General features: G+C 71.6%; 18 protein-coding genes. 8 read left to right on the top strand and 10 right to left on the bottom strand.

Annotation, left to right across the window (positions count from 1 at the left end):
- Nucleotides 1-77 precede the first annotated feature (77 nt).
- Both AB0H83_RS47520 and AB0H83_RS47515 read left to right on the top strand, forming a co-directional pair.
- Nucleotides 78-635, top strand: a complete 558-nt coding sequence (locus AB0H83_RS47520; protein ID WP_360109124.1) for a hypothetical protein — start codon at nucleotides 78-80, stop codon at nucleotides 633-635.
- A 1-nt stretch (nucleotide 636) separates the two neighbouring features.
- Nucleotides 637-2,076, top strand: a complete 1,440-nt coding sequence (locus AB0H83_RS47515) for an NAD(P)/FAD-dependent oxidoreductase (RefSeq protein WP_360109121.1) — start codon at nucleotides 637-639, stop codon at nucleotides 2,074-2,076.
- Between the two features lie 25 nt (nucleotides 2,077-2,101).
- On the opposite strand, the gene AB0H83_RS47510 is transcribed toward AB0H83_RS47515, so the two are convergent.
- Nucleotides 2,102-2,680, bottom strand: coding sequence for a TetR/AcrR family transcriptional regulator (locus tag AB0H83_RS47510; RefSeq protein ID WP_360109118.1), 579 nt, complete (start codon nucleotides 2,678-2,680; stop codon nucleotides 2,102-2,104).
- Between the two features lie 96 nt (nucleotides 2,681-2,776).
- Between AB0H83_RS47510 and AB0H83_RS47505 the strand changes: the two genes are divergently transcribed.
- Together AB0H83_RS47505 and AB0H83_RS47500 are read left to right on the top strand one after the other, a co-directional pair.
- Complete coding sequence (locus tag AB0H83_RS47505; RefSeq protein ID WP_360109115.1) at nucleotides 2,777-3,709, top strand: SDR family oxidoreductase; 933 nt, start codon at nucleotides 2,777-2,779, stop codon at nucleotides 3,707-3,709.
- Between the two features lie 286 nt (nucleotides 3,710-3,995).
- Nucleotides 3,996-5,696 (top strand): cellulose binding domain-containing protein, encoded by a 1,701-nt coding sequence (locus tag AB0H83_RS47500; protein WP_360109112.1) that lies wholly within the window; start codon nucleotides 3,996-3,998, stop codon nucleotides 5,694-5,696.
- A gap of 432 nt (nucleotides 5,697-6,128) precedes the next feature.
- Here AB0H83_RS47500 and AB0H83_RS47495 read toward each other — a convergent pair whose 3' ends face one another.
- The gene (locus AB0H83_RS47495) at nucleotides 6,129-6,812 is read right to left on the bottom strand and encodes an alpha/beta hydrolase (RefSeq protein ID WP_360109109.1); all 684 of its coding nucleotides are present in this window, start codon (nucleotides 6,810-6,812) and stop codon (nucleotides 6,129-6,131) included.
- Nucleotides 6,809-7,120 carry an antibiotic biosynthesis monooxygenase gene (locus AB0H83_RS47490; RefSeq protein WP_360109106.1) on the bottom strand — a complete coding sequence of 104 codons (312 nt, stop codon included), beginning with the start codon at nucleotides 7,118-7,120 and terminating at the stop codon, nucleotides 6,809-6,811. The genes AB0H83_RS47495 and AB0H83_RS47490 overlap by 4 nt, the downstream gene beginning before the upstream one ends.
- A 200-nt stretch (nucleotides 7,121-7,320) precedes the next feature.
- On the opposite strand from AB0H83_RS47490, the gene AB0H83_RS47485 reads away from it, so the two are divergent.
- Genes AB0H83_RS47485 through AB0H83_RS47475 form a run of 3 tightly spaced genes read left to right on the top strand, consistent with a single transcriptional unit; the run spans nucleotide 7,321 to nucleotide 9,961 of the window.
- Nucleotides 7,321-8,157 carry a CPBP family intramembrane glutamic endopeptidase gene (locus AB0H83_RS47485; protein ID WP_360109103.1) on the top strand — a complete coding sequence of 279 codons (837 nt, stop codon included), beginning with the start codon at nucleotides 7,321-7,323 and terminating at the stop codon, nucleotides 8,155-8,157.
- Entirely contained in the window at nucleotides 8,154-9,308 is a 1,155-nt protein-coding gene (locus tag AB0H83_RS47480; protein ID WP_360109100.1) for a histidine kinase, read from the top strand. Before AB0H83_RS47485 ends, AB0H83_RS47480 begins: the two co-directional genes overlap by 4 nt.
- On the top strand, nucleotides 9,305-9,961 hold the full coding sequence (locus AB0H83_RS47475; RefSeq protein ID WP_360109097.1) for a response regulator transcription factor: 657 nt from the start codon (nucleotides 9,305-9,307) through the stop codon (nucleotides 9,959-9,961). Before AB0H83_RS47480 ends, AB0H83_RS47475 begins: the two co-directional genes overlap by 4 nt.
- A 22-nt stretch (nucleotides 9,962-9,983) precedes the next feature.
- On the opposite strand, the gene AB0H83_RS47470 is transcribed toward AB0H83_RS47475, so the two are convergent.
- A complete protein-coding gene (locus AB0H83_RS47470) occupies nucleotides 9,984-10,562 on the bottom strand; it encodes a TetR/AcrR family transcriptional regulator (protein ID WP_360109094.1) in 579 nt (192 codons plus the stop codon).
- A gap of 112 nt (nucleotides 10,563-10,674) precedes the next feature.
- Between AB0H83_RS47470 and AB0H83_RS47465 the strand changes: the two genes are divergently transcribed.
- Nucleotides 10,675-11,694, top strand: coding sequence for an aldo/keto reductase (locus AB0H83_RS47465; RefSeq protein WP_360109091.1), 1,020 nt, complete (start codon nucleotides 10,675-10,677; stop codon nucleotides 11,692-11,694).
- A gap of 52 nt (nucleotides 11,695-11,746) precedes the next feature.
- On the opposite strand, the gene AB0H83_RS47460 is transcribed toward AB0H83_RS47465, so the two are convergent.
- The 6 genes from AB0H83_RS47460 to AB0H83_RS47435 all read right to left on the bottom strand — a co-directional run.
- Nucleotides 11,747-13,597 (bottom strand): family 43 glycosylhydrolase, encoded by a 1,851-nt coding sequence (locus AB0H83_RS47460; protein WP_360109088.1) that lies wholly within the window; start codon nucleotides 13,595-13,597, stop codon nucleotides 11,747-11,749.
- Entirely contained in the window at nucleotides 13,594-15,240 is a 1,647-nt protein-coding gene (locus AB0H83_RS47455; protein WP_360109149.1) for a ricin-type beta-trefoil lectin domain protein, read from the bottom strand. The genes AB0H83_RS47460 and AB0H83_RS47455 overlap by 4 nt, the downstream gene beginning before the upstream one ends.
- A 2-nt stretch (nucleotides 15,241-15,242) precedes the next feature.
- A complete protein-coding gene (locus AB0H83_RS47450) occupies nucleotides 15,243-16,361 on the bottom strand; it encodes an RICIN domain-containing protein (protein ID WP_360109085.1) in 1,119 nt (372 codons plus the stop codon).
- Nucleotides 16,362-16,441: 80 nt separating this feature from the next.
- On the bottom strand, nucleotides 16,442-17,932 hold the full coding sequence (locus tag AB0H83_RS47445; protein ID WP_360109082.1) for a non-reducing end alpha-L-arabinofuranosidase family hydrolase: 1,491 nt from the start codon (nucleotides 17,930-17,932) through the stop codon (nucleotides 16,442-16,444).
- Nucleotides 17,933-17,996: 64 nt separating this feature from the next.
- Nucleotides 17,997-19,466 (bottom strand): endo-1,4-beta-xylanase, encoded by a 1,470-nt coding sequence (locus tag AB0H83_RS47440; protein ID WP_360109079.1) that lies wholly within the window; start codon nucleotides 19,464-19,466, stop codon nucleotides 17,997-17,999.
- Between the two features lie 12 nt (nucleotides 19,467-19,478).
- A partial coding sequence (locus AB0H83_RS47435) for an RICIN domain-containing protein (protein ID WP_360109076.1) occupies nucleotides 19,479-21,455 on the bottom strand: 1,977 nt, incomplete at its 5' end.

The raw sequence follows: 21,455 nt of genomic DNA, 5'->3' as shown, positions 1-21,455 counted from the left end.
TGACAAGTCCGGCGCGACTCGTCAGTGTTGCGGGGTACAGAACGTTCGTTCTGCCTAGCGCCACTGAGAGGACCACCATGACCACCGTTGCCGCCCCCGGCATCCCGGCGACAGCATCCATCCTGCGGCGGCTGTACTTCGTGCGCTTCGCGTTCGCCATCGTGTGGGCCGCCGTGATGTTCACGACCGCCGAGCACCTCGGCCCGCTCGCCATGACGCTGCTGGTGCTCTACCCGCTGTTCGACGTGGCCGCCGCCGTCGTCGACGCCGGGGCCTCCCGCGCCACCGCGAAGCCCACACTGCTGTATGTGAACATCGCGATCAGTCTGCTCGCCGCGATCGGCCTGGCCGTCGCCGGCGCCTCCGGCATCCCGGCGGTCCTGCGCGTGTGGGGCGCCTGGGCGATCGTCGCCGGCCTGGTGCAGCTGCTCGTGGCGGTCCCCCGCCGCCGGCTGGGCGGGCAGTGGCCGATGATCTTCAGCGGCGGCCTCTCCGTCCTCGCCGGCGGGTCGTTCATCGCCACCGCCTCCGCCGACGACCCGGCGCTGACCAACGCCATCGGCTACGCCATCCCCGGCGCCGTCTTCTTCCTCATCTCGGCCATCCGCCTCGGCCGCACCGCGAAGGGCAACTGACATGCCACACCTCACGTACGACGTCGTCGTCATCGGCGCGGGACCCGTCGGGGAGAACGTCGCCGACCGGGTCGCGCGGGGCGGCCTGACCGTCGCGGTCGTCGAGCGCGAGCTCGTCGGCGGCGAGTGCTCCTACTGGGCGTGCATGCCGACCAAGGCGCTGCTGCGCAGCGGGGCCGCGCTCCGGGCGGCCCGCCGGCTGCCGGGCGCCCGCGAGGCGGTGACGGGCGACCTGGACGCCGCGGCCGTGCTGCGCCGCCGCGACGCGTTCGCCTCGAACTGGTCCGACGACGCCCAGGTGTCGTGGCTGGACTCGGCCGGCATCGCGCTGCACCGCGGCCAGGGCCGCATCGTCGCCGACCGGCTCGTCGAGGTGACCGGCGGCGACGGCGCCACGACCACGCTCACCGCCCGCCACGCGGTCGTCGTCGCGACCGGCAGCGGCGCCCTGCTGCCCGACGTCGCCGGACTGCGCGAGGCGGCGCCCTGGACCAGCCGCGAGGCGGCCGCGGCGAGCGAGGTCCCCGGCCGGCTCGCCGTCATCGGCGGCGGCGTGGTCGCGTCGGAGATGGCCACCGCGTACGCCGCTCTCGGCGCCGTGGTGACGGTGCTGGCCCGCGACGGCGTCCTGCCGCACGCGGAGCCGTTCGCCGGCGAGCGGGTCACCCGGTCGCTGCACGACGCCGGCGTGACGGTCCACCCGGGTGCCGAGGCGGCGGCGGTACACCGGACGGACGACGGCACCGTGCACATCACGCTCACCGACGGCTCGCAGATCGACGCCGACGAGCTGCTGGTCGCAATCGGCCGCATGCCCAACACGCACGACCTCGGCCTCGACACGATCGGCCTGAAGCCGGGCGGCTGGCTCACCGTCGACGACACGCTGCGGGTCCTCGGCGAGGACGGAACCCCGCTCGGCGGCGGCTGGCTGTACGCGGCCGGCGACGTCAACCGGCGCGCGCTGCTGACCCACCAGGGCAAGTACCAGGCCCGCGCGGCGGGCGACGTCATCGTGGCGCGCGCCACCGGCGCGGCGGTCGACGACGCCCGGTGGGGCCGGCACGTCGCCACCGCCGACGAGCGCGCCGTGCCGCAGGTCGTCTTCACCGACCCGGAGGTCGCGTCGGTGGGCCTGACCGCGGCCGCCGCCGAGGCCGCCGGGCTGCGGATCCGGGTCGTCGACTACGACCTGGGCGCCGTCGCCGGGGCCGCCCTGCACGCCGACGGCTACCAGGGGCAGGCCCGGATGGTCGTCGACGAGGACCGGCAGGTGATCGTCGGCTGCACGTTCGTCGGCCCGGACGTCGCGGAGCTGCTGCACGCCGCGACGGTCGCGGTCGCCGGCGAGGTCCCCCTGCACCGCCTGTGGCACGCCGTCCCCGCGTTCCCCACGGTCAGCGAGGTCTGGCTGCGCCTGCTGGAGTCCTACGGCCGCTGACGCCACTCCCGGAAGCGGTGTGCGATCACGCCGCTTCCGTGGGGGGCTCGAGGGTGGCCAGGAAGGCCTCGGCGGCGGCCTGGACCCGGTCGCGGTCGCCGGTGGTCAGCAGGTCGAGCAGCAGCCCGCGGATCGTCGCGATCACCAGCGTCGCGGTGCGGGCCGCCTCGGCCGGGTCGGCGCCGGAGCCCTGGGCCTCGACCAGGGAACGCATCCAGTCGGCCACGACCCGGTCGAGGAACTCCGCGAACCGCTCCGGCGCCTGCAGGGCCCGGCCGTAGACGGCGAAGAACAGCCGGAACTCCGCCGACCGGCGCGGGTCGGAGGTGCGTGTCCACACCGCCCGCGCCGCGGCCGCCAGGCCCGGCCGGTCGGCGACCGCGTCGCTGGTCGCCGCGAACGTGCGCTCCCGCAGCCGGCCAAGGATCGCCTCGAGCATCTGCTCCTTGGTGCCGAAGTGGTGCACCAGCGTCGTGGTCGACACCCCGAGGCCGCACGCCACCGGCCGCCACGACAGCTCGGCGAAGCCGTGCTCGACGGCGTAGTCGACCGCGGCGTCGAGCAGCTCGGCGCGCCGCTGGTGATTGACCGGCCGGCCCGCCATCGCCACCTCGTGATCCAGCTCGCGGTTGCTGTTCCTAGAACGATCGTACTATGTTTATTTCTTGTACGATCGTTCTAGGAATACGGAGGCTCCCCCATGCACGTGTTCGTCACCGGAGCGTCGGGCTGGGTCGGTCGCGGGCTCGTGCCCGAGCTGACCGCCGCCGGCCACAAGGTCACCGGGCTCGCCCGCACCGACGCGGCGGCCCGGTCGCTGCACGCCCTGGGCGCCGAGGTCCGCCGCGGGACCCTCGACGACCTCGGCACCCTGCGGGACGCGGCCGCGGCCGCCGACGGGGTCGTGCACCTCGCGTTCAAGCACGACCTGTTCTTCACCGGCGACATGGCCGGGGCCACGGCCGCCGACCGCGCCGCGATCGACGCCTTCGGCGAGGTGCTCGCCGGCACGGACAAGCCGTTCGTCATGGCGTCCGGCATGCTCGGCGTGCTCGGCCTGCCGCCCGGCGCCGTCGCCACCGAACGCGACGGGCTGTCCCCCGACCCGGCCGGTGACGAGGCCGTCAGCGGCGCCGCCGGGCGGATGGCAAACGCCCGGCGCGCCCTCGCGCTCGCCGGGCAGGGCGTGCGCTCCTCGGTCGTGCGGCTGCCACCGGCCACCCACGGCGAGGGCGACAACGGATTCACCACCACCGCGATCGGGTTCGCCCGTGACAAGGGCGCCGCGGCGTATGTCGGCGACGGCGGCAACCGCTGGCCCGCCGTCCACCGCGACGACGCCGCCCGCCTGTTCCGCCTCGCGGTCGAGTCGGCCCCGGCCGGCGCCGTGCTGCACGCCGTCGGCGACGAGGGCGTGCCGATCCGCGCGGTCGCCGAGGCGTTCGCGGCCCACCTGCGCGTGCCCGCGGTCTCCGTCACGGCGGAGCAGGCCGGCGACTACGTCGGCTGGCTCGGCCACTTCTGGGGCATCGACGGGCCCGCGTCGGCCCAGCACACCCGCGACCTGCTCGGCTGGCGACCGACCGGGCCGGGGCTGCTCGCCGACCTGGCGGCGGGCCACTACTTCTCCTGAGCCCGCCCCGCCGGGCCCGATTCATTGACACCGGCCATTGTGCTGACTATTTTCCCGGCAGCCTGTGACGCGAATCGTCCGACCGCCGGAAAACCCGCCGCCTTTCCGGTCCCTTCTGCCGCGTCCGGAAATGAGGCCGAATAGCTGCCGAGAAAAGTGTTACGAGCGACCGAACGGCACTTGAGCTGGGCAGATACGGCGCCGGAAACGCCACGCCGGAAGCCGCCCCAACAGTCAGTCATCCGCCCGGTGGTGCCGCCATCATTCCATTCCAGGAGAAACTTTCATGAGGAAGGTCAAACCGATCAGGACCGCGCTGGCCGCGGCCGTCACCGGGCTGCTGGCTTCCGTCGGTATCGCCGTGGCGCTGCCGGCCGGGGCCGCGGCTGCCGGCTGCTCGGTGAACTACGCGGTCTCGTCCCAGTGGCCGGGCGGCTTCGGCGCCAACGTCACCATCACCAACCTCGGCGACCCGCTCACGAGCTGGACGCTGACCTGGTCCTACGGCGCCGGGCAGACCGTCACCCAGGCGTGGAACACCACACTCACCCAGAACGGCGCCGCGGTCACCGCGAAGAACGTCAGCTACAACGGGGCCGTCCCCACCAACGGCACCGTCTCCTTCGGGTTCAACGCCTCGTCGACCGGCAGCAACCCCGACCCGACCGGCTTCACGGTCAACGGGGTGGCCTGCGGCGGCGGCGTGCCGTCCAGTCCCCCGCCCTCGAGCCCGGCCCCGTCCGCCAGTACCCCCACCGCGACGCCGGACATCACGGTGAACAGCGCCACCAGGTACCAGACGATCGACGGCTTCGGCGCCGCGGTGTCCATCTGGGGCAGCGCGTGGTCGACGGCGGAGACCCAGACGCTCGTCGGGCTCGGCGCCAACCAGCTCGGCCTGTCGATCGTGCGCACCGGCATCTCGCCGGTCTCCAGCGAGTGGCCGACCCAGGTGAACGCGCTGAAGACCGCGAAGTCGTACGGGTCGGGGGTGAAGGTGCTCGCGTCGCCGTGGACGGCGCCGGCGGCGTGGAAGACGAACAACAGCCGCGTCAACGGCGGCAAGCTGCGCACCGACTACTACGACGACTACGCCGGCCATCTCAACAACTACGTCCAGTACATGCGCAACCAGGGCGTGACGATCGACGTCACGTCGGTGCAGAACGAGCCGGACTGGCACCCGGACTACGACTCGATGGACTGGAGCGGCACCGAGCTGCGCGACTTCGTGCGGGACCAGGGCGCGAAGGTGCAGAACACGAAGCTGATGGTCGCCGAGGCGGTCAACCTGAACTACGGCTACACCGATCCGACCCTCAACGACGCGACCGCCCGCGGCAACATCGGTTACATCGGCGGGCACCTGTACGGCACCGAGTCCGCGGGCCGGCTCAAGCCGTACCCGCTGGCACAGCAGTACAACAAGCCGGTGTGGATGACCGAGTGGAACTACCACGCGGCCGACGGCAACGGCTCCAACATCTGGGGCAACCCCGGCAACCAGGCGGTCTGGAACGAGACCCTCGACGACATCATGCGCACCGTGCACCTGTCGATGGAGTCGAACTGGAGCGCCTACATCTGGTGGTACGGCAAGCGGTACTACTCCTTCATCGGCGACGGCGAGGCGGCCTACGGCACCACGGCCGGGGCCCCGCTGAAGCGCGGGTACGCCTTCTCGCAGTTCGCCAAGTACGTGCGCCCCGGATACCAGCGGGTGGCCCTGGCCAAGAGCGCCAAGGCGTCCCCGCTGGAGGTCACCGCGTACCAGGGTGACGGCAAGATCACGCTGGTGATCCTCAACCGCTCGACCAGCGCGGTCAACAACGCCGTGATCCAGGCGCCGCAGCGGGTGGCGCGGGCGGAGCACTACCTGACCTCGCAGAGCGCCAACGCGGCCGGCCAGCCGACCAGCGTGAACGGCGGACAGGTCACCGTCAGCGTCGCCGCGCGCAGCATCTCCACCGTCGTGTTCACCCTCTGAACGGTCCCCGCGGGAGTGTGGGTGCGCGCGCCGGCACTCCCGCGGGGACTCCGCAGCACCTCGCCGCATAACACTTTTTCGCATGTATCGCCGTTGTACCGCTGCCTGTATCGCCGACTGACCTACCGCCCGGCCGCCGGGGATGGTGCCATCGAGGCAACCCGCAGCCACGTCCATCGATGTGCTGCTCGGCCGCCGACATCGTGGCGGCACACTCCGGGAGGCGGTTCATCACATGCGTTTGCTGTCCAAGCAGTTCCTCGTCGCCCGCACCCGTCGCGGGCCGCTGCCGATGCTCCTGCCGGCATGTCGGCCGGGCCGGGCACCGACCTGAGGACGGCCGTCGTCGGCGGGAACGCTCAGGTCCCGCGCCGGGTGGCCGGTGGGACCTCAACGCTCTGCGGCCGTCGCGGGTGGAGGTAGCGCCGGGGCTCAACCGGTCAGGAGTGCGGCCAGCTCGGCCGGGCAGCTGAGCGGCGCGTCGTGGCCGCTGTCGATGCAGCGGTACGGCGCGCCGGCCGCCCGCAACCGCTCCAGGGTGACCGAGGCCGGGTACCCGGGCGGCGTGCCGGTGCAGAAGACGTGCTCCCGCGGTACCGCCGAGGACGCCTCGGTCTGTTCCGGCATCGGATCCAGCGAGGGCCCCAGCGGGGTGGGGCAGAGCCGGGCGTTCATCCAGGCGACGGTGGCCGGGTCGAGGGACTCATCGGCCGCGGGGTCCAGCGGCTTCGCGGGCAGCCACAGGTCGCGCGGCAGGTCGGGGACGGGGCCGAGCAGCCCGGCGGCGCGCTCGCCGGGCAGCGGCTCGGGCGCGTCGACGAAGACGAGCCGGGCCAGGCGGTCGGCGCACCGGCGGGCCGCGGCGGCGATCGCGACGCCGCCGAGGCTGTGCCCGGCGAGGACGACGTCGCGCAGGTCCTCCTCCGCCAGGAGGTTGGCGATGTCGAGGGCCCAGGTGTCCAGGGTGGGCGGCTCGACGGTGAGGTGCCGGCGGTCGCCCATCCCGGTCAGCGACGGCGTGTGCACCTCGTGCCCGGCGGCGGCCAGCAAACGCCGGACGCGCGACCACGCCCAGCCGCCGCGGAAGGCGCCGTGCACGAGGACGAACACGGTCACGGCCGGTCCTCCAGGACGACCTCGCCGATCGTGCGGGGATAGGTGTCGTACGGGCGCAGGTGCTCGTACATGGCCTCGGTGTGCGCGACGTAGCCCGGGGTGCGGGTCGCCTCGGCGTAGGACTCGACCGTGTCGAACAGGCGGATGTGCGTGAAGTGCGTCGGGTCGTCGACGTCGCGGACCAGCCAGCGCCCGCGGAAGCCGGGGTGGGCGGCGAAGAACTCGGCGAACCGGGCGGACAGGGCGATGTACGCCTCGGCGTGCCCCTCCGCGTCCAGGGTCCAGGCCTGACTGACGACGACGTGCATGACGCTCCCCTCGTTCCGCTGTGCGAATCGATGTTTCCATCTAGTCGCCACGGAGGGAAGTCCCGGAGCACCGGGCTTCCGTGTCCCCCGTGCGAGCTACAGGCGAATGTCCACCGAGCGGTGACGATGTGACGGCGATACATCCATACCGTTCGGGGTGGCCGCGGCGGGGTGCCGCGGGATCGGACGAAGGAGTCAAGATGCGACTGCTGAAGCAGCTCGCGGCCGTTGTGGCGGTCGCGCTCGTGGGCAGCTTGGGGGTCGGCGCGGTGCAGTGGAACGTGCCGCTCACCCTGGTGCTCGGGGTGGTGACGGCGGTGCTGTCGCTGCTCGTGTACGCGTGGGTGGTCCGGCGCACCGAGCGCCGCGCGCCCGTGGAGGTCGCCGTCGCGGGGGCCGCGCCGAAGGTGGGGCGTGGGGTGCTGGTCGGCTTCGGCATGTTCGCGGCGGTCATCGGGGCCATCGCCGTCACCGGCAGCTACCGGGTCGACGGCTGGGGTTCGGCGTCCGGCGCGGTCGCGCTGGTCGGGTTCATGGCCGCCGCGGCGGTGACCGAGGAACTGATCTTCCGCGGCGTGCTGTTCCGCATCGTCGAGGAGCGCCTCGGTACATGGGGCGCGCTGGTCCTGACCGCGCTGCTGTTCGGGCTGGCGCACCTGCCGAACCCGAACGCGACGCTGTGGAGCGCGCTCGCCGTCGCGGTGGAGGCCGGGGCGCTGCTCGCCGCCGTGTACGCGGCGACCCGGAACCTGTGGGTGCCGATCGGGGTGCACTTCGGCTGGAACTTCGCCGCCGGCGGCGTGTTCGGCACCGAGGTGTCCGGCAACGACACCCCGCAGGGGCTCCTCGACGGGGTCACGTCGGGGCCGGCGGTGCTCAGCGGCGGCGGGTTCGGCCCGGAGGGCAGCGTGTGGGCGCTGCTGGCCGGGGTGGCGCTCACGGTGGTGTTCCTGCGTATCGCCCGGCGGCGCGGGACCATCATGTCCCGCCGCTCGCGTCGCGTCCCCGCCGCACCGGCCGCTACGCTCGCACCGTGATCGACCTGCGGCGTGTCCCGGACCGGTGGCGGAGCCTCGACGTCACGGTCCGGGACTTCCCGCTCGGGCTGCTGCTGGCCGTCGCGTCGCTGGTGCCGGCATTGCACGACCGCGGCACGCAGCTCGGTGACCTGCCGGGCCGGCCGATGGACGGGTTCGCGGTCGTGGTGCTCGCCCTGGAGTGCCTGCCGCTGGCGGTGCGCCGGCGCTGGCCGGCGGTGTGCCTGCTGCTGGTGTCGGTGGGGTTCGCCGCCGACCAGCTGCGTGGCTATCACATGGTCGCCGGCACGGCGCTGCCCGTCGCGCTGCTGAGCGCCGCCGCCTACCTGGAGCGGCACCGGCTCACGATGCTGGTGGTGCTGTCGGTGGCGTACGTGCCGCTGTCCTTCGCCCTGGACCGCGGCGGCTCCCGCGAGGGGGTGACCGGGTTCGTCACGTTCTACCTGGCGGTGGCGATCGCGTGGGGCGCCGGGGCGTGGCTGCGCACGACCCGGCGCGCCGAGGTGGAGCAGCGCCGGCACGTCGCCGAGCGCACCCGCGCCGCCGAACGCACCCGCATCGCCGGCGAGCTGCACGACATCGTGACGCACCACGTGACCGCGATGGTGGTGCAGGCGGAGGCGGCGCGGTACCTGACCGCCGCCCCGGAACGGCTCGACCAGACGCTGACCGCGATCACCGACACCGGCCGGCGGGCCATCACGGACCTGCGGCACCTGCTGGACCTGCTCAACCCCGAGCACGGCACCGAGCCGCGCACGCCGCCGGTCGGTGAGGTCCACGCCCTCGTGGAGCAGGCCCGGCAGGCGGGGCAGCCGGTCGAGTTCCGCGAGGACGGCACCGCGGCGCAGCTGCCCGGCAGCGGCGAGGCCGCCGCGTACCGGGTCGTGCAGGAGGCGCTGACCAACGCGCTCAAGCACGCCCACGGCGCCCGCACCACCGTCCACGTCCAGCACGGCGGAAGGCAGACCACGGTGGAGGTCAGCACCGACGGCCCGGGCTCGCGGTCCGTGGCGCCCGGCGGCAGCGGGCGGGGCCTCGCCGGGCTGCGCGAGCGCGTCGGCGTGCTCGGCGGCGAGTTCAGCGCCGGGGCCCGGCCGGGCGGCGGCTTCCTCGTGCGGGCCAGCATCCCCACCGGCAGCCAGTCGTGACCGCGCCGATCCGGGTGCTGGTCTGCGACGACCAGGCGCTGATCCGTACCGGATTCACCACCATCATCGACGCCCAGCCGGACCTCGAGGTGGTCGGCGAGTGCGGCGACGGCCGGGCCGCGGTCGACCTCGCCGCCCGGCTGCACCCCGACGTGGTGGTGATGGACGTGCGCATGCCGGTGCTCGACGGCATCGAGGCGACCCGGCTGCTGGCCGGCGCCGGCGTGGCCCGTCCCGTGAAAGTGCTCGTGGTCACCACGTTCAACCTCGACGAGTACGTGTACGAGGCGCTGCGCGCCGGTGCGAGCGGGTTCCTGCTCAAGGACGCCCCGCCGGCCCACCTGCTGGAGGGCATCCGCACCGTGGCGGCCGGCGCCGCGCTGCTGGCCCCCGAGGTGACCCGCCAGCTGGTGGGCCGGTACGCGGCCCGCATCCGCCCGCCCGAGGGCCGCCGCGACACCGCGCTGACCCCGCGCGAGCTGGAGGTGCTGCGGCTCATCGCCGACGGCCTGTCCAACCACGAGATCGCCGCGGCCCTCGTGATCAGCCAGGAGACGGTGAAGACGTACGTGTCACGCATCCTGACCAAGCTCGACCTGCGCGACCGGGTGCAGGCGGTGGTGTACGCCTACCGCACCGGGCTGGTGTCCTGAGCCCCCGGCTGGCTGAGCCGGGTCACCGCGCGCGGAGGCCGTCGACGAGGATGCCGACGATGCGGCGGGCGTGGTCCGGCCCGCGGCCCGGGACCGGCTGGCAGAGCTGGGTGATGGCGTAGAGCAGGTCCTCGGCGCCGACGTCCGCGCGGATCGAGCCGTCGGCCACGGCGGCGTCCAGCAGGTCGGTGAGGACCGGGCCGAGGCGCTGGTGGAAGTAGCGGGGCAGGCCCTCGAACGCCGGGTCGCCGGAGTGCAGCGCCGAGGCGAGACCGCGCTTGGTGCCGAGCAGGTCGGTGAACCGGTCGATCCACCGGTCCAGCGCCTCGGCCGGCGGGTGCTGCGCGCGCAGCGCCGGGCCGGCCTCGGCGACGGCGTCGATGCCGGTCTCCACCACGGCCTTGACCAGGTCGGCGCGCTGCGGGAAGTGCCGGTACAGGGTGCCGACGCCGACCCCGGCGAGATCGGTGATCTCCTTCGCCGGCGCGTCGACGCCGGAGGTGTCGAAGACCTTCCTGGCGGCCTCGAGCAACGCCTCGACGTTGCGCCGGGCGTCGGCCCGCCGGCGCGGCGCCGGTCCGGTCGCGTCCTCGGTCACCATGACCCCTCCCTTGCATAACCGGAAATGCTTTCCGTATAGTTCCGGAAAGAGATTCCACTTACCGGGCAGCCTACGGCACACGTCCGCCGCCCGCCAGCGCAGGGAGAGACCCATGCAGTACCGCACGCTCGGCCGCACCGGCATCAAGGTCAGCCCGTACGGGCTCGGTGCCCTCATGTTCGCCACGTCCATGGGCAACCCGCCCGAGGACTCGGCCCGCATCATCCACCGGGCGCTGGACGCCGGCATCAACCTCATCGACACCGCCGACGCCTACGCCGACTCCGAGGAGATCGTCGGCAAGGCCCTGCAGGGCCGCCGCGACGGCGTCGTGCTCGCCACCAAGTTCGGCCGCCCGGCCGGGCAGGACCCCAACCAGCGGGGCGGCTCGCGGCGCTGGATCGTCACCGCCGTCGAGCGCTCGCTGCGCCGCCTGCGCACCGACCACATCGACCTGTACCAGCTGCACCTCCCGGACCCGGACACCGACATCGAGGAGACCCTGGCGGCGCTGACCGACCTGCTCGCCGCGGGCAAGGTCCGGGCGATCGGCGCGTCGCACAGCACCGCGAGCAGCATCGTGGAGGCACAGTGGGTCGCCGAGCGGCGCGGCCTGGCCCGGTTCCACACCGAGCAGCCGGTGTACTCCATCCTCAACCGCGGCATCGAGCGTGAGATCCTGCCCATCGCCCAGCGCTTCGGCATCGGCACCCTGGTCTGGGGGCCGCTCGGCCAGGGCCTGCTCACCGGCCGCATCCGCCGGGACGCGGACACCGATGTGCGCCGCGCCGGCCTCGTGCGGCACCTCACCGACGCGCGCCGCGTGGACGTGGTCGAGCGGCTGATCCCGCTCGCCGCGGAGGCGGGCCTGCCGATGACCCACCTCGCGATGGCGTTCGCGATCGCCCACCCCGGCGTGACCACCGCACTGATCGGCGTGCGCACCATGGAGCACCTCGACGCGCTGCTGTCCGGCCTCGACGTCGTCCTCGGTGACGACCTGCTCGACCGCATCGACGCGATCGTCCCGCCGGGCACCGACGTCGGCGTCCTCGACCAGGCGTACCAGCCCCCGGCCCTGACCGAACCGGGCCTGCGCCGCCGGCCGCCGGCCGCCCGCGCCGCCGCGTGAAGCGCCGCCGGGGCGATGTGCTCGCCCCGGCGGCCCCGATGACGCCGTGCCGCTACTGCAGCGAGGCGTCGTCGACGATGAGCGGGTCGGTGCCCGCCGTCGTCTCGACGTAGAAGGTGGCGCCGGTCAGCGTCCCGGACCACGACACCGTCGCCGTGCCGGTCAGCTGGGTCCACCCGTTCGCGTTCACGGCCGTCGCCGGTGCCAGCTGCACGTAGCTCGTCGTGCCGCCGGCCGTCACCGCCAGCATCGCCTTCGCGCTCGGCGTGCCTGCCGTCGTGCGCACCCACACGCTGGTCGCGTAGCTCTTGCCGTTGACCAGCTTCGACGTCACGTCCTGCGCGGTGCCGTTCCAGGCCGCCGTGCGCCCGGACAGCTGCAGCGACCGGCTGCCGCCGTGTGCCACGGTCGTGTTCGACGACAGCGTCCCGCTGCCGAACACGCCCCAGCCGGACGTGCCGTCCTCCATCCCACCGTTGGTGAGGATGTTGCCGCCGCTGCTCCCGCCGCCGGCGAACTGCCACCAGTTGACGTTGAACAGGCTGCCGCTGCCGCCGGTGAACTTCAGGTACAGGTCGCGGGTACCGGTGGCGCCGCTGACCGGGCAGGTGACCGTCGTCCAGGTCTGCCAGCCGCCGGTGCCGCCGACCGTGCAGGTACCGGCGAGCGGGCCGTTGACCCCGTCGAGGCGCACCTCGATGCGCCCGCCGCTGGTCGCGGAGGCGACCCTGGCGGTGAACGACGTCGCTCCCCCGCCGAACGCCACGCCCTTGACCTTGATCGAGTCGCCGTTGTCGATCCAACCGACGTTCATGCCGCCCTCGCTGGAGGGTTCGGTCTCCACGCCGGTCGCCCAGGCGATCGTCTCCGCCTCCTGCCGCACGTACGGGTCGAGCGTCCCGACCTGCGGCGCGCCACCGGTGGTCATGTTGATGGTGGGGATGCTGCCGTCGGCGTTGTAGGTGAACTTCTCCACGGCCACCGACCGGGTGTAGCCGCCACCGCCCGGCAGGGCGCCGTTGTGGTAGAAGAAATACGAGCCGCCGTTGTAGTCGATGATCCCGGCGTGGTTGGTGAAGCTGCTGCCCTGCGTCGGCATGACGGTCCCGCGGTAGGTCCACGGCCCGGTCGGGCCGGGCGCGGTGGAGTAGCCGATGAACTCCGAGCAGCACTTCGCCGCGAAGACGTTGTAGTACACGCCGTTGCGTTTGTACACCCAGGGCCCCTCCTCGTAGAGGGTGGGCCGGCTGGCGTTGCCGGTGCGGGTGCCGAACCCGGCGGTGGTCAGCGGGATCTGGGTCGCCGAGCCGGAGTAGGAGATCATGTCGGTGTTCAGCCGCACGTACCACAGGTTCGGGTTGCCCCAGTACAGGTACGCCTGGCCGTTGTCGTCGATGAACACGGTCGGGTCGATCTCGCCGTTCTCCACCAGTGGCCGGCCGATCGCGTCAGTGAACGGCCCGGTCGGGCTGGTGGAGACGCCGACGCCGATCGCCATGCGGCCGGTCGCGCGGTTCGTCACCGGCACGTACCAGTAGAACTTGCCGTTGCGGTTGACGACCTGACCGGCCCACGCGTTGGCGCTGGCCCAGCTGAACGTGGTGAGGCTCATCGGCGAGCCGTGGTCGGTCCAGTTCACCATGTCCGTGGTCGAGTAGACCCGCCACTCCTTCATCGTGAAGTAGGTCGAGTTGTCCTCGTCGTGGCCGGTGTACAGGTAGACCCGGCCGTTGTAGACCAGCGGGGCGGGGTCGGCGGTGTAGACGGTCTGCACAATGGGGTTGTCGGCCCGGGCGGACGGCACGAACACGGCCACGACGGCCAGCAGCGTCACGACCCAGGCGGCGGTGAGCAGCGTCCGCCGCCGCAGCACGGCCCCGAGCCCGGAGATGGCCGCGGTCATGCGGTCACCGTCCTGGTCCAGCGCTGGTTCGCCGCGGCGGTGCACGTCCACAGCAGCACCGGGGTGCCGTTCGCGGTGAGGTTGTGGTCCACGTCGAGGCACAGCCCCGACGCGACGCCGCGGACGGTGCCGTCGGCGTTGAGCGTCCACTGCTGGTTGGTGCCGCCGTTGCAGTCCCACAGCTGCGCCTTGGCGCCGGCGGCGGCGTTCAGCGGCGCGTCCAGGCACTTGCCGAGGGCCTGCAGCGTCTGGCCGCTGAGCGTCCAGCGCTGGTTGGCGCCGCCGTTGCAGTCCCAGATCACCGGCTGGGTGCCGTTGGTGGTGTTGCTGTTCGGCACGTCGAGGCACCGGCCGGACGCGGCACTGACGAGCGTCCCGCCGCCTGACGGCGGCGTCGACGGCGAGGTCGTGCCGCCGCCGCTGACCCGGTACACGACGGTGCCGTGCGCCGGCACGCTGGCGCTGATCGCGCCGGTCGTGGTGCTGGTAGCGTTCGTCCAGGCGTCGCGCAGCGTGAACGAGCTGCCGGACTTGCCGATCGCCGCGGCGGTCGTGCTGACCGTCGTGGTGGATCCGCCCTGGTTGAACAGGGCGACCGCGACGTCACCGTTGGCCAGGCGCTTGGCCAGGACCCGGCGGGTGCCGTCGTTGGACACCTGGGTGGCCTGCAGGCCGAGGGTGTCCTGGTTGATCGCGATGAGGTTCTGGTTCTTCAGGATCGTCGCGGTGGCCGAGCTCTGCGAGCGGATGTCGTTGCCCGCCATGAGCGGCGCGGCGAGCATCGCCCACAGCGCGAAGTGGCTGCGCATCTCGGTGTCGTTCATGCCGCCCCGGCCGACCTCGAGCATGTCGGGGTCGTTGAACCGGCCCGGCGCGGCGTACCCGGCGAGCGGCACGGTGACGTTGACGATGTTCTGGATGCCCATCGGGTAGCCGTTGGTCTGCCCGGTGTCCCACGCGTTGGTGATGTCCTCGGTGGTGCGCCACAGGTTCGCCACGTCGCCCCAGTTGCGCTGCGGGCCGGTCTTGGCGTGGATGCTGTTGGGGTTGATGCTGTACACGATCGGCCGGCCGGTCGCGGCGAGCGCGTCACGCATCTTCGCGAACGTGGCGACCTGGTCGTTGATCGTGCCGTTCGGCGAGCACCAGTCGTACTTGAGGTAGTCCACGCCCCACGCGGCGAACTGGCGGGCGTCCTGCGCCTCGTGCCCCTGGCTGCCGGTGGCGCCGGGGTAGCTGTTGAAGTACTGCGCGCAGGTCTTGTCGACCGGTACCTGGTAGATGCCGAACTTGAGGTTCCTGGCGTGCAGGTAGTCGCCGAGGGCCTTCATGCCGCTGGGGAACCGGCTCGGGTCGCCCTGCAGGTTGCCGGCGCTGTCCCGGTTGGGGTTGAACCAGCAGTCGTCGACGACCACGTACTGGTAGCCCAGGTCCCGCATGCCGCTGCTGACGATCGCGTCGGCCATCTGCCGGATCAGGGCCTCGTTGATGTTGCAGCCGAAGGTGTTCCAGCTGTTCCAGCCCATCGGTGGGGTACGGGCGACCCCGTTCTCCAATGCCTGCGCGGACGTGGTGCGCAGGACGCCGACGGCGCCGGCCAGCAGCAGTGCGCCGGCGGCAAGCATGGTGGCGAGTTTTCGCATGGTCATCCTCTCGTCCAGCGCTGGTTCGCCGCGGCGGTGCAGGTCCACAGCTGCACGAGGGTGCCGTTGGCGGTGGAGGCGTTGCGCACGTCGAGGCACAGACCCGACTGCGCGTTGCTGATCGTGCCGTTGGTGTTGAAGGTCCAGCGCTGGTTGGTGCCGCCGTGGCAGTCCCACAGCTGCGCCTTGGCACCGGCGGTGGCGCCGGTCGGCGAGTCGAGGCACTTGCCGAGCGACTGCAGGGCCTGGCCGTTGACGGTCCAGCGCTGGTTGGCGTTGCCGTTGCAGTCGTAGATGATCGGCTGGACGCCGTTGGTGGTGCTGCTGTTGGGCACGTCCAGGCAGCGCCCGGACGCGGCGCTGACCAGCGCACTGCCGGTGCTGGGCGTCGTCGGGCCGGGGCTGGCCGGGTCGCCGATGCTGCCCGGGACGGCGCGCAGCGCGTTGTACCAGGTGGCGGCCATCTTGTCGTAGCCGTTGGCGGTCGGGTGGATGCCGTCGATGAGGTCGCCGGTGGTCAGCGCGGCGTGCATGTCGACGAAGTGGACCCGCTTGCCGGCGTTGACCTTGCTCTGCACGATGCCGGGGATCGTGGCGTTGAAGGTGCGGGCGGCGTTCTCCTGGCCGGCGTTGCTGAGCGGGATGATGCTGGCGACGAACACGTCCGCCGACGGCACCGTCGCGGTGATGTGGTCGATCAGCGTGGACAGCCGGCCCGGGGCACCGGAGACGTTGGAGTTCTGCAGCACGTCGTTGGTGCCGATGTGCAGCAGGACGGTGCGCGGGGTGGTGTTGCGCAGCCAGCCGGTGATGTTGGCGTCGATCTGGTCGATCCGCCAGCCGGGGTGGCCCTCGTGGTCGTGGTCCCACAGCGAGCTGGGCCCGTTGAACTGGGAGCCGACGAAGTCGTTGCGGTAGCCGCCAGCGGCCAGCCGCTGCCACAGGCCGATGCGGTAGCCGCCGGGGACCTGGGTGCCCTCGGTGATGGAGTCGCCGAGCGGCATGATCCGCACGCCGCCGTTGGACTCCGCCGCGGCGGTGCCGGTGTGGGTGATGATGCCAGCGGTGGTCAGCGCGACGGCCACGGCGGCCGCGCTGAACCATCGTCGTGCTGAGCGCATGGCGGTGCCTCCTGAGATGGAATGCCGGGACGCACCGGCCGGCCACCGCTGGGTGGCCGGCCGGGTCGGACGGTCGGGTTCTAGCGCTGCAGGGTCAGCACACCCGGCCGGTAGGGCAGCAGGCCGTAGTCGCCGCCGGAGCTGGGGCTGCGGCCCTGGTAGAGCAGTTGCAGGTTGCAGGGGTCGACGGTCTTGGTCTGGTCGGGGTTGCTGCGCACGAGGTCGCCGTGGCTGATGTCGTTGGTCCAGGTCGCGCCGCTGTTGGCCTTGCCGGCGAACGGGTTGCTCTCCGTCGCGGCGTTCGGCGTCCACGAGCCGCTCAGGCTGGAGGACGTGAACGAGCGGAAGTAGCGGCCCTGGCTGCCGATGGCCTCGACCAGCATCAGGTACTGGTTCTGGCCCTGCACCTTGTACACCTCGACGCCCTCGAACAGGTTGTTCGTGGAGTCGCTCATGATCTGGGTGTACGAGGAGCCGAAGTTGCCGGGGAAGTTGCCGATCGGCATGCTGGCCCGGTAGATCTTGCCGTTGTCGCCGGCGAAGAACAGGTACATGTTCTGGCTGTCACCGATGATCGTCTGGTCGATCGGGCCGGTGCCGGAGCCGGAGATGCTGCCGGTGAACAGGGTCTGCGGCGAGGACCAGCCGTTGGCGTTCGTCGGGTCGCTCGACGTGCGGTAGTTGAACGCCGCGCCGCCCCACTGGTAGGTCAGCACCCAGATGTTCTTCGGCGCGAAGTAGAACAGCGTCGGCGCGACCGCACCGAAGTTCATCCCGTTCTGGCTCGCCGAGGCCATGTCCGACCAGTTGGTGAACAGGCCGAAGTTCATCGACCCCCACGTCGAACCCGTGTCGTGCGTGGTGGCGTAGACGAGGTGCCTGCCGTTGTAGACGACGTTGGTGAAGTCCTTCAACGACACCCAGCCCGACTTCGGGTTCGCCAGGGAACCCGTCGACGACCAGCGGTACGTCGACGGCAGCGTGCAGCCGCCGCCGGTGTTGCCCGGTGTGGTGGGGGTGGTGCCGCCGACGCGGACCAGCTGCCACTGCTGGTTGTTGCCGCCCCAGTCGGCGTACTGCACGATGTTGCCGCCGTCGGCGGTGGAGCCGCCCTGCACCTCCAGGGCCTTGTTGCTGTTGCGGTTGATCAGCCGCACGTAGCCGCCGGAGGAGTCCGCGAGCCGCCACTGCTGGTTCGTGCCGTTGAGGTCCGGCCACTGCACGACAGACGCGCCGTCGGCGGTGGAGAAGTTGTACACGTCCAGGACCTTCGAGGACAGCTTCGACTTCAGCCGGTAGTAGCCGTTGCCGGAGTCGACGAACTGCCACTGCTGGTTGTTGGCGTCGGTGCGGGTCCACTGCGTGATGCGCGCACCGTCGGCGGTGGAGAAGTTGTACACGTCCAGGGCCTTGCCGCTGTTGCGGTTGACCAGGACGTACGACGCGCTGGTGTCGACCGTCGCGGCGGACGCGGCCGTCATGTTCAGCACGGCGACGCCCGTGCCGACCAGCGCGGTCACCACCGCGGCGGCGGCGAGGCCGAGGCGTCGCCTTCTTCGGTACGTGTTCATTCGGGGGTGTGCTCCTTCGTAGGGGTGTCCGCCCGCCGACGCGGTCGTCGTCGGGCACGTCCGGTCAGCTGCGGACGAGCTGCCACTGCTGGTTGTTGCCGCCCCAGTCGGCGTACTGCACGACGTTGCCGCCGTCGGCGGTCGACGCGCCCTGCACCTCGAGGGCCTTGCCGCTGTTGCGGTTGATCAGCCGCACGTAGCCGTTGCCGGAGTCGGCGAGCCGCCACTGCTGGTTCGTGCCGTTGAGGTCCGACCACTGCACGACCGACGCGCCGTCGGCGGTGGAGAAGTTGTAGACGTCCAGGACCTTCCCGGAGTGCCGGGAGCGCAGCCGGTAGTAGCCGTTGCCGGAGTCGACGAACTGCCACTGCTGGTTGTTGGCGTTGGTCCGCGACCACTGCGTGATGCGCCCGCCGTCGTTGGTGGCGAAGTTGTACACGTCGACGGCCTTGCCGCTGTTGCGGTTCACCAGCACGTACCAGGCGCTGGTGTCGACGCCGGTGCCGCCGGTCGGGCCTGGGTTGGTGCCGGCGTTGAGCGCGTTGAGCGTCGAGGTGTAGGCGGCCTTCTTCGCCCCGGAGGAGGTGAACAGCAGCGGGTTCTCCCCGGTACGCCACGAGTCGCTGTCCCGGATGCCCCACACCGTGATGCCGGTGCAGCGCGACACGGCCAGGCACGCCTTGACGACGGTGGCGTAGTTGTTGGCCTGGTTGCTGCCGGCGATGTCGAGTTCGGTGATCTGCACGTCCACGCCGAGGTCGGCGAAGCGCTGCAGGTTGGCCTGGTAGTCACCCGGCACCGAGTTGCCGAGGTGGGACTGGAAGCCGACGCAGTCGATCGGCACGCCGCGGGACTTGAAGTCGCGGACCATGTTGTAGATGCCGGTGCTCTTGGCGTTGATGCCGTCGGTGTTGTAGTCGTTGTAGCACAGCTTCGCGCCCGGGTCCGCGGCCCGCGCGGTGCGGAACGCGACCTCGATCCAGTCGTTGCCGGTGCGCTGCAGGTTCGAGTCGCGCCGGCCGCCGGAGCCACCGTCGGCGAACGCCTCGTTCACCACGTCCCAGGCGAAGACCTTGCCCCGGAAGTGCGTCGCCACCTGCGTGATGTGGTTGACCATCGCGGAGCGCAGCGCGGTGCCGGACATGCCCTGCGCCCAGCCCGGCTGCTGCTGGTGCCAGGTCAGGGTGTGCCCGCGGACCTTGTGCCCGTTGGCCTGCGCGTGCGCCACGATCCGGTCCGCGCCGGTGTAGGAGAACCGGCCCTGGGACGGCTCCGTGGCGTCCCACTTCATCTCGTTCTCGGGCGTGATCGAGTTGAACTCGCGGTTCAGGATCCCGGTGTACGTGCCGTCGCCGAGCTTCCCGGCGGCCACCGCCGCACCGAAGTAGCGGCCCTTCTCCGCGGCGGACGCGCCGAGGGTCGTCCCGGCGCTGGCCGAGCCGGTGAAGAACACGGCTGCCCCGGCGGCCAGCACGGTGGCCGCGACCAGCGGCAGGATCACCCGCAGGCGGCGCGATCGTCTGGTGTCTGTCATGGTCCGGCCTTCCTACGGGGTGGTCATCTCGAAGCGGCGCACGGTGACGGCACCGCCGAGGGCCTTGGTGGCGTGGTTGAACATCGCGTAGCGGTAGCCCATGAAGAACTGCCAGGCGTTGTTGAGCGTCAGCGCGTTGCCCAGCGACGTGAAGTTCGTGCCGTCGGTGCTGTAGGAGAAGCGCGCCTGCCGGCCGCTGCCCGGCCGGATGTCGGCGGTGGCCCGCAGCCAGATCCGCCCGCCGGAGATGTTCGCGCCGGCAATCTCGGTGCCGGTGCTGGTGGTGCCCCAGCTGCTGTTCATCGTCAGGCCGTTGACCATGACGACCCTGTTCGTGCTGCCGTCGCGCCTGACGCCGATCCAGGCGGACGAGTCGCGGAGCATGGCCAGGCCGGCCCGGTCGCCGTCGGCCATCGCGGAGTAGTCCAGCTCGATCGTCGCGGTGGACGTCGGGCCCTGGATGCGGTGGGTCAGGGTGTTGCGGGCGGCGTACAGGTCATTGGTGACGGTCGCCGTCTGCAGCCGCAGCCCGCTGCCCACGGTGAACTTCGAGGTGTCGGGGTTGTGGTTCCACTCCCACTGCGGGCCGAGGGCCGAGCCGGTGAACGTGTCGGCGCCGATCATCGGCTTGACGGTCTTCGTGGTGCTGATGTTGGGCTTCGGGTACGTGGCGCCCCAGCCGCCGTTGACGGTCTGCACGCTCGGCCAGCCGTCGCCGCTCCAGGTGATCGGGGCGAGGGCCGGGACGCGGCCGCCGGGGTAGGCGTCCACGAAGGACATGTAGTACCAGTCGCCGTTCTGCGTCTGCACCAGGCCGCCCTGGTGCGGGGTGCCGCCGCCGGAGATCGGGCTGGGCATGTTCAGCAGGACCTGGCGCATCTCGTACGGGCCCCACGGGCTGCTCGACTTGAGCACGTACTGGCCGTTGGCGGGGCGGGTCAGCCAGATGTAGTAGCTGCCGTTGCGCTTGTAGAAGCGGGCGCCCTCGAGGGTGCCGACGCTGGAGGGGGTGGTGAACACCTGCTGGGTGCGGGCCTGGCCGAGGCCGTCCGCGGTGAGCTGGGCGACGCTGATGGTGCTGTTGCCGTAGGCGACGTACATGGTGTCGTTGTCGTCGACGAGCAGCCCGGCGTCGTAGTAGCAGTTGTTGATCTGCGACCGCTTCGTCCAGGTGCCGTCGACCGCGGAGGCGGTGTAGACGTAGGTGCGGTTGAACTCGACGCAGCCCACCCAGTAGTAGGTGCTGTTGCTCGGGCGGTAGTTCAGCGTCGAGGCCCAGATCCCCTTGACGTAGGCGCGCCCGCCGCTGAGGTCGTAGTTGCTGGAGCCGAAGTCCAGGCGGGGCACCGAGTGCCCGGCGTACTCCCAGTTGACCAGGTCATAGGAGCGCAGGATCGGCGCGCCGGGCGAGTAGTGCATGGTGGAGGCCGAGTAGTAGTAGGCGTCGCCGACGCGGATGATGTCGCCGTCCGCGAAGTCCTGCCACACCACGGGGTTGTTGTAGGTCCCTGACGGGTTCGGAGGGTTCGACGTCGGGGTCGTGCCGCCCACCCGGACCAGCTGCCACTGCTGGTTGTTGCCGCCCCAGTCGGCGTACTGCACGATGTTGCCGCCGTCGGCGGTGGAGGCGCCCTGCACCTCCAGGGCCTTGCCGCTGTTGCGGTTGATCAGCCGCACGTAGCCGCCGGAGGAGTCCGCGAGCCGCCACTGCTGGTTGGTGCCGTTGCCGTCGGTCCACTGCACCACCGACGCGCCGTCGGCGGTGGAGAAGTTGTAGACGTCCAGGACCTTGCCGGAATGCTTCGACTTCAGCCGGTAGTAGCCGCCGCCGGAGTCCACGAACTGCCACTGCTGGTTCGCGCCGTCGGTGCGCGTCCACTGGGTGATGCGCCCGCCGTCGGCGGTGGAGAAGTTGTACACGTCCAGGGCCTTGCCGCTGTTGCGGTTGACCAGGACGTACGACGCGCTGGTGTCGACCGTCGCGGCGGA

The organism is Dactylosporangium sp. NPDC050688 (assembly GCF_040654515.1).
Taxonomy (GTDB): Bacteria; Actinomycetota; Actinomycetes; order Mycobacteriales; family Micromonosporaceae; genus Dactylosporangium.
Note: the sequence above shows the minus strand (reverse complement) of the source record. Positions and strands in the feature narration are given on the sequence as shown.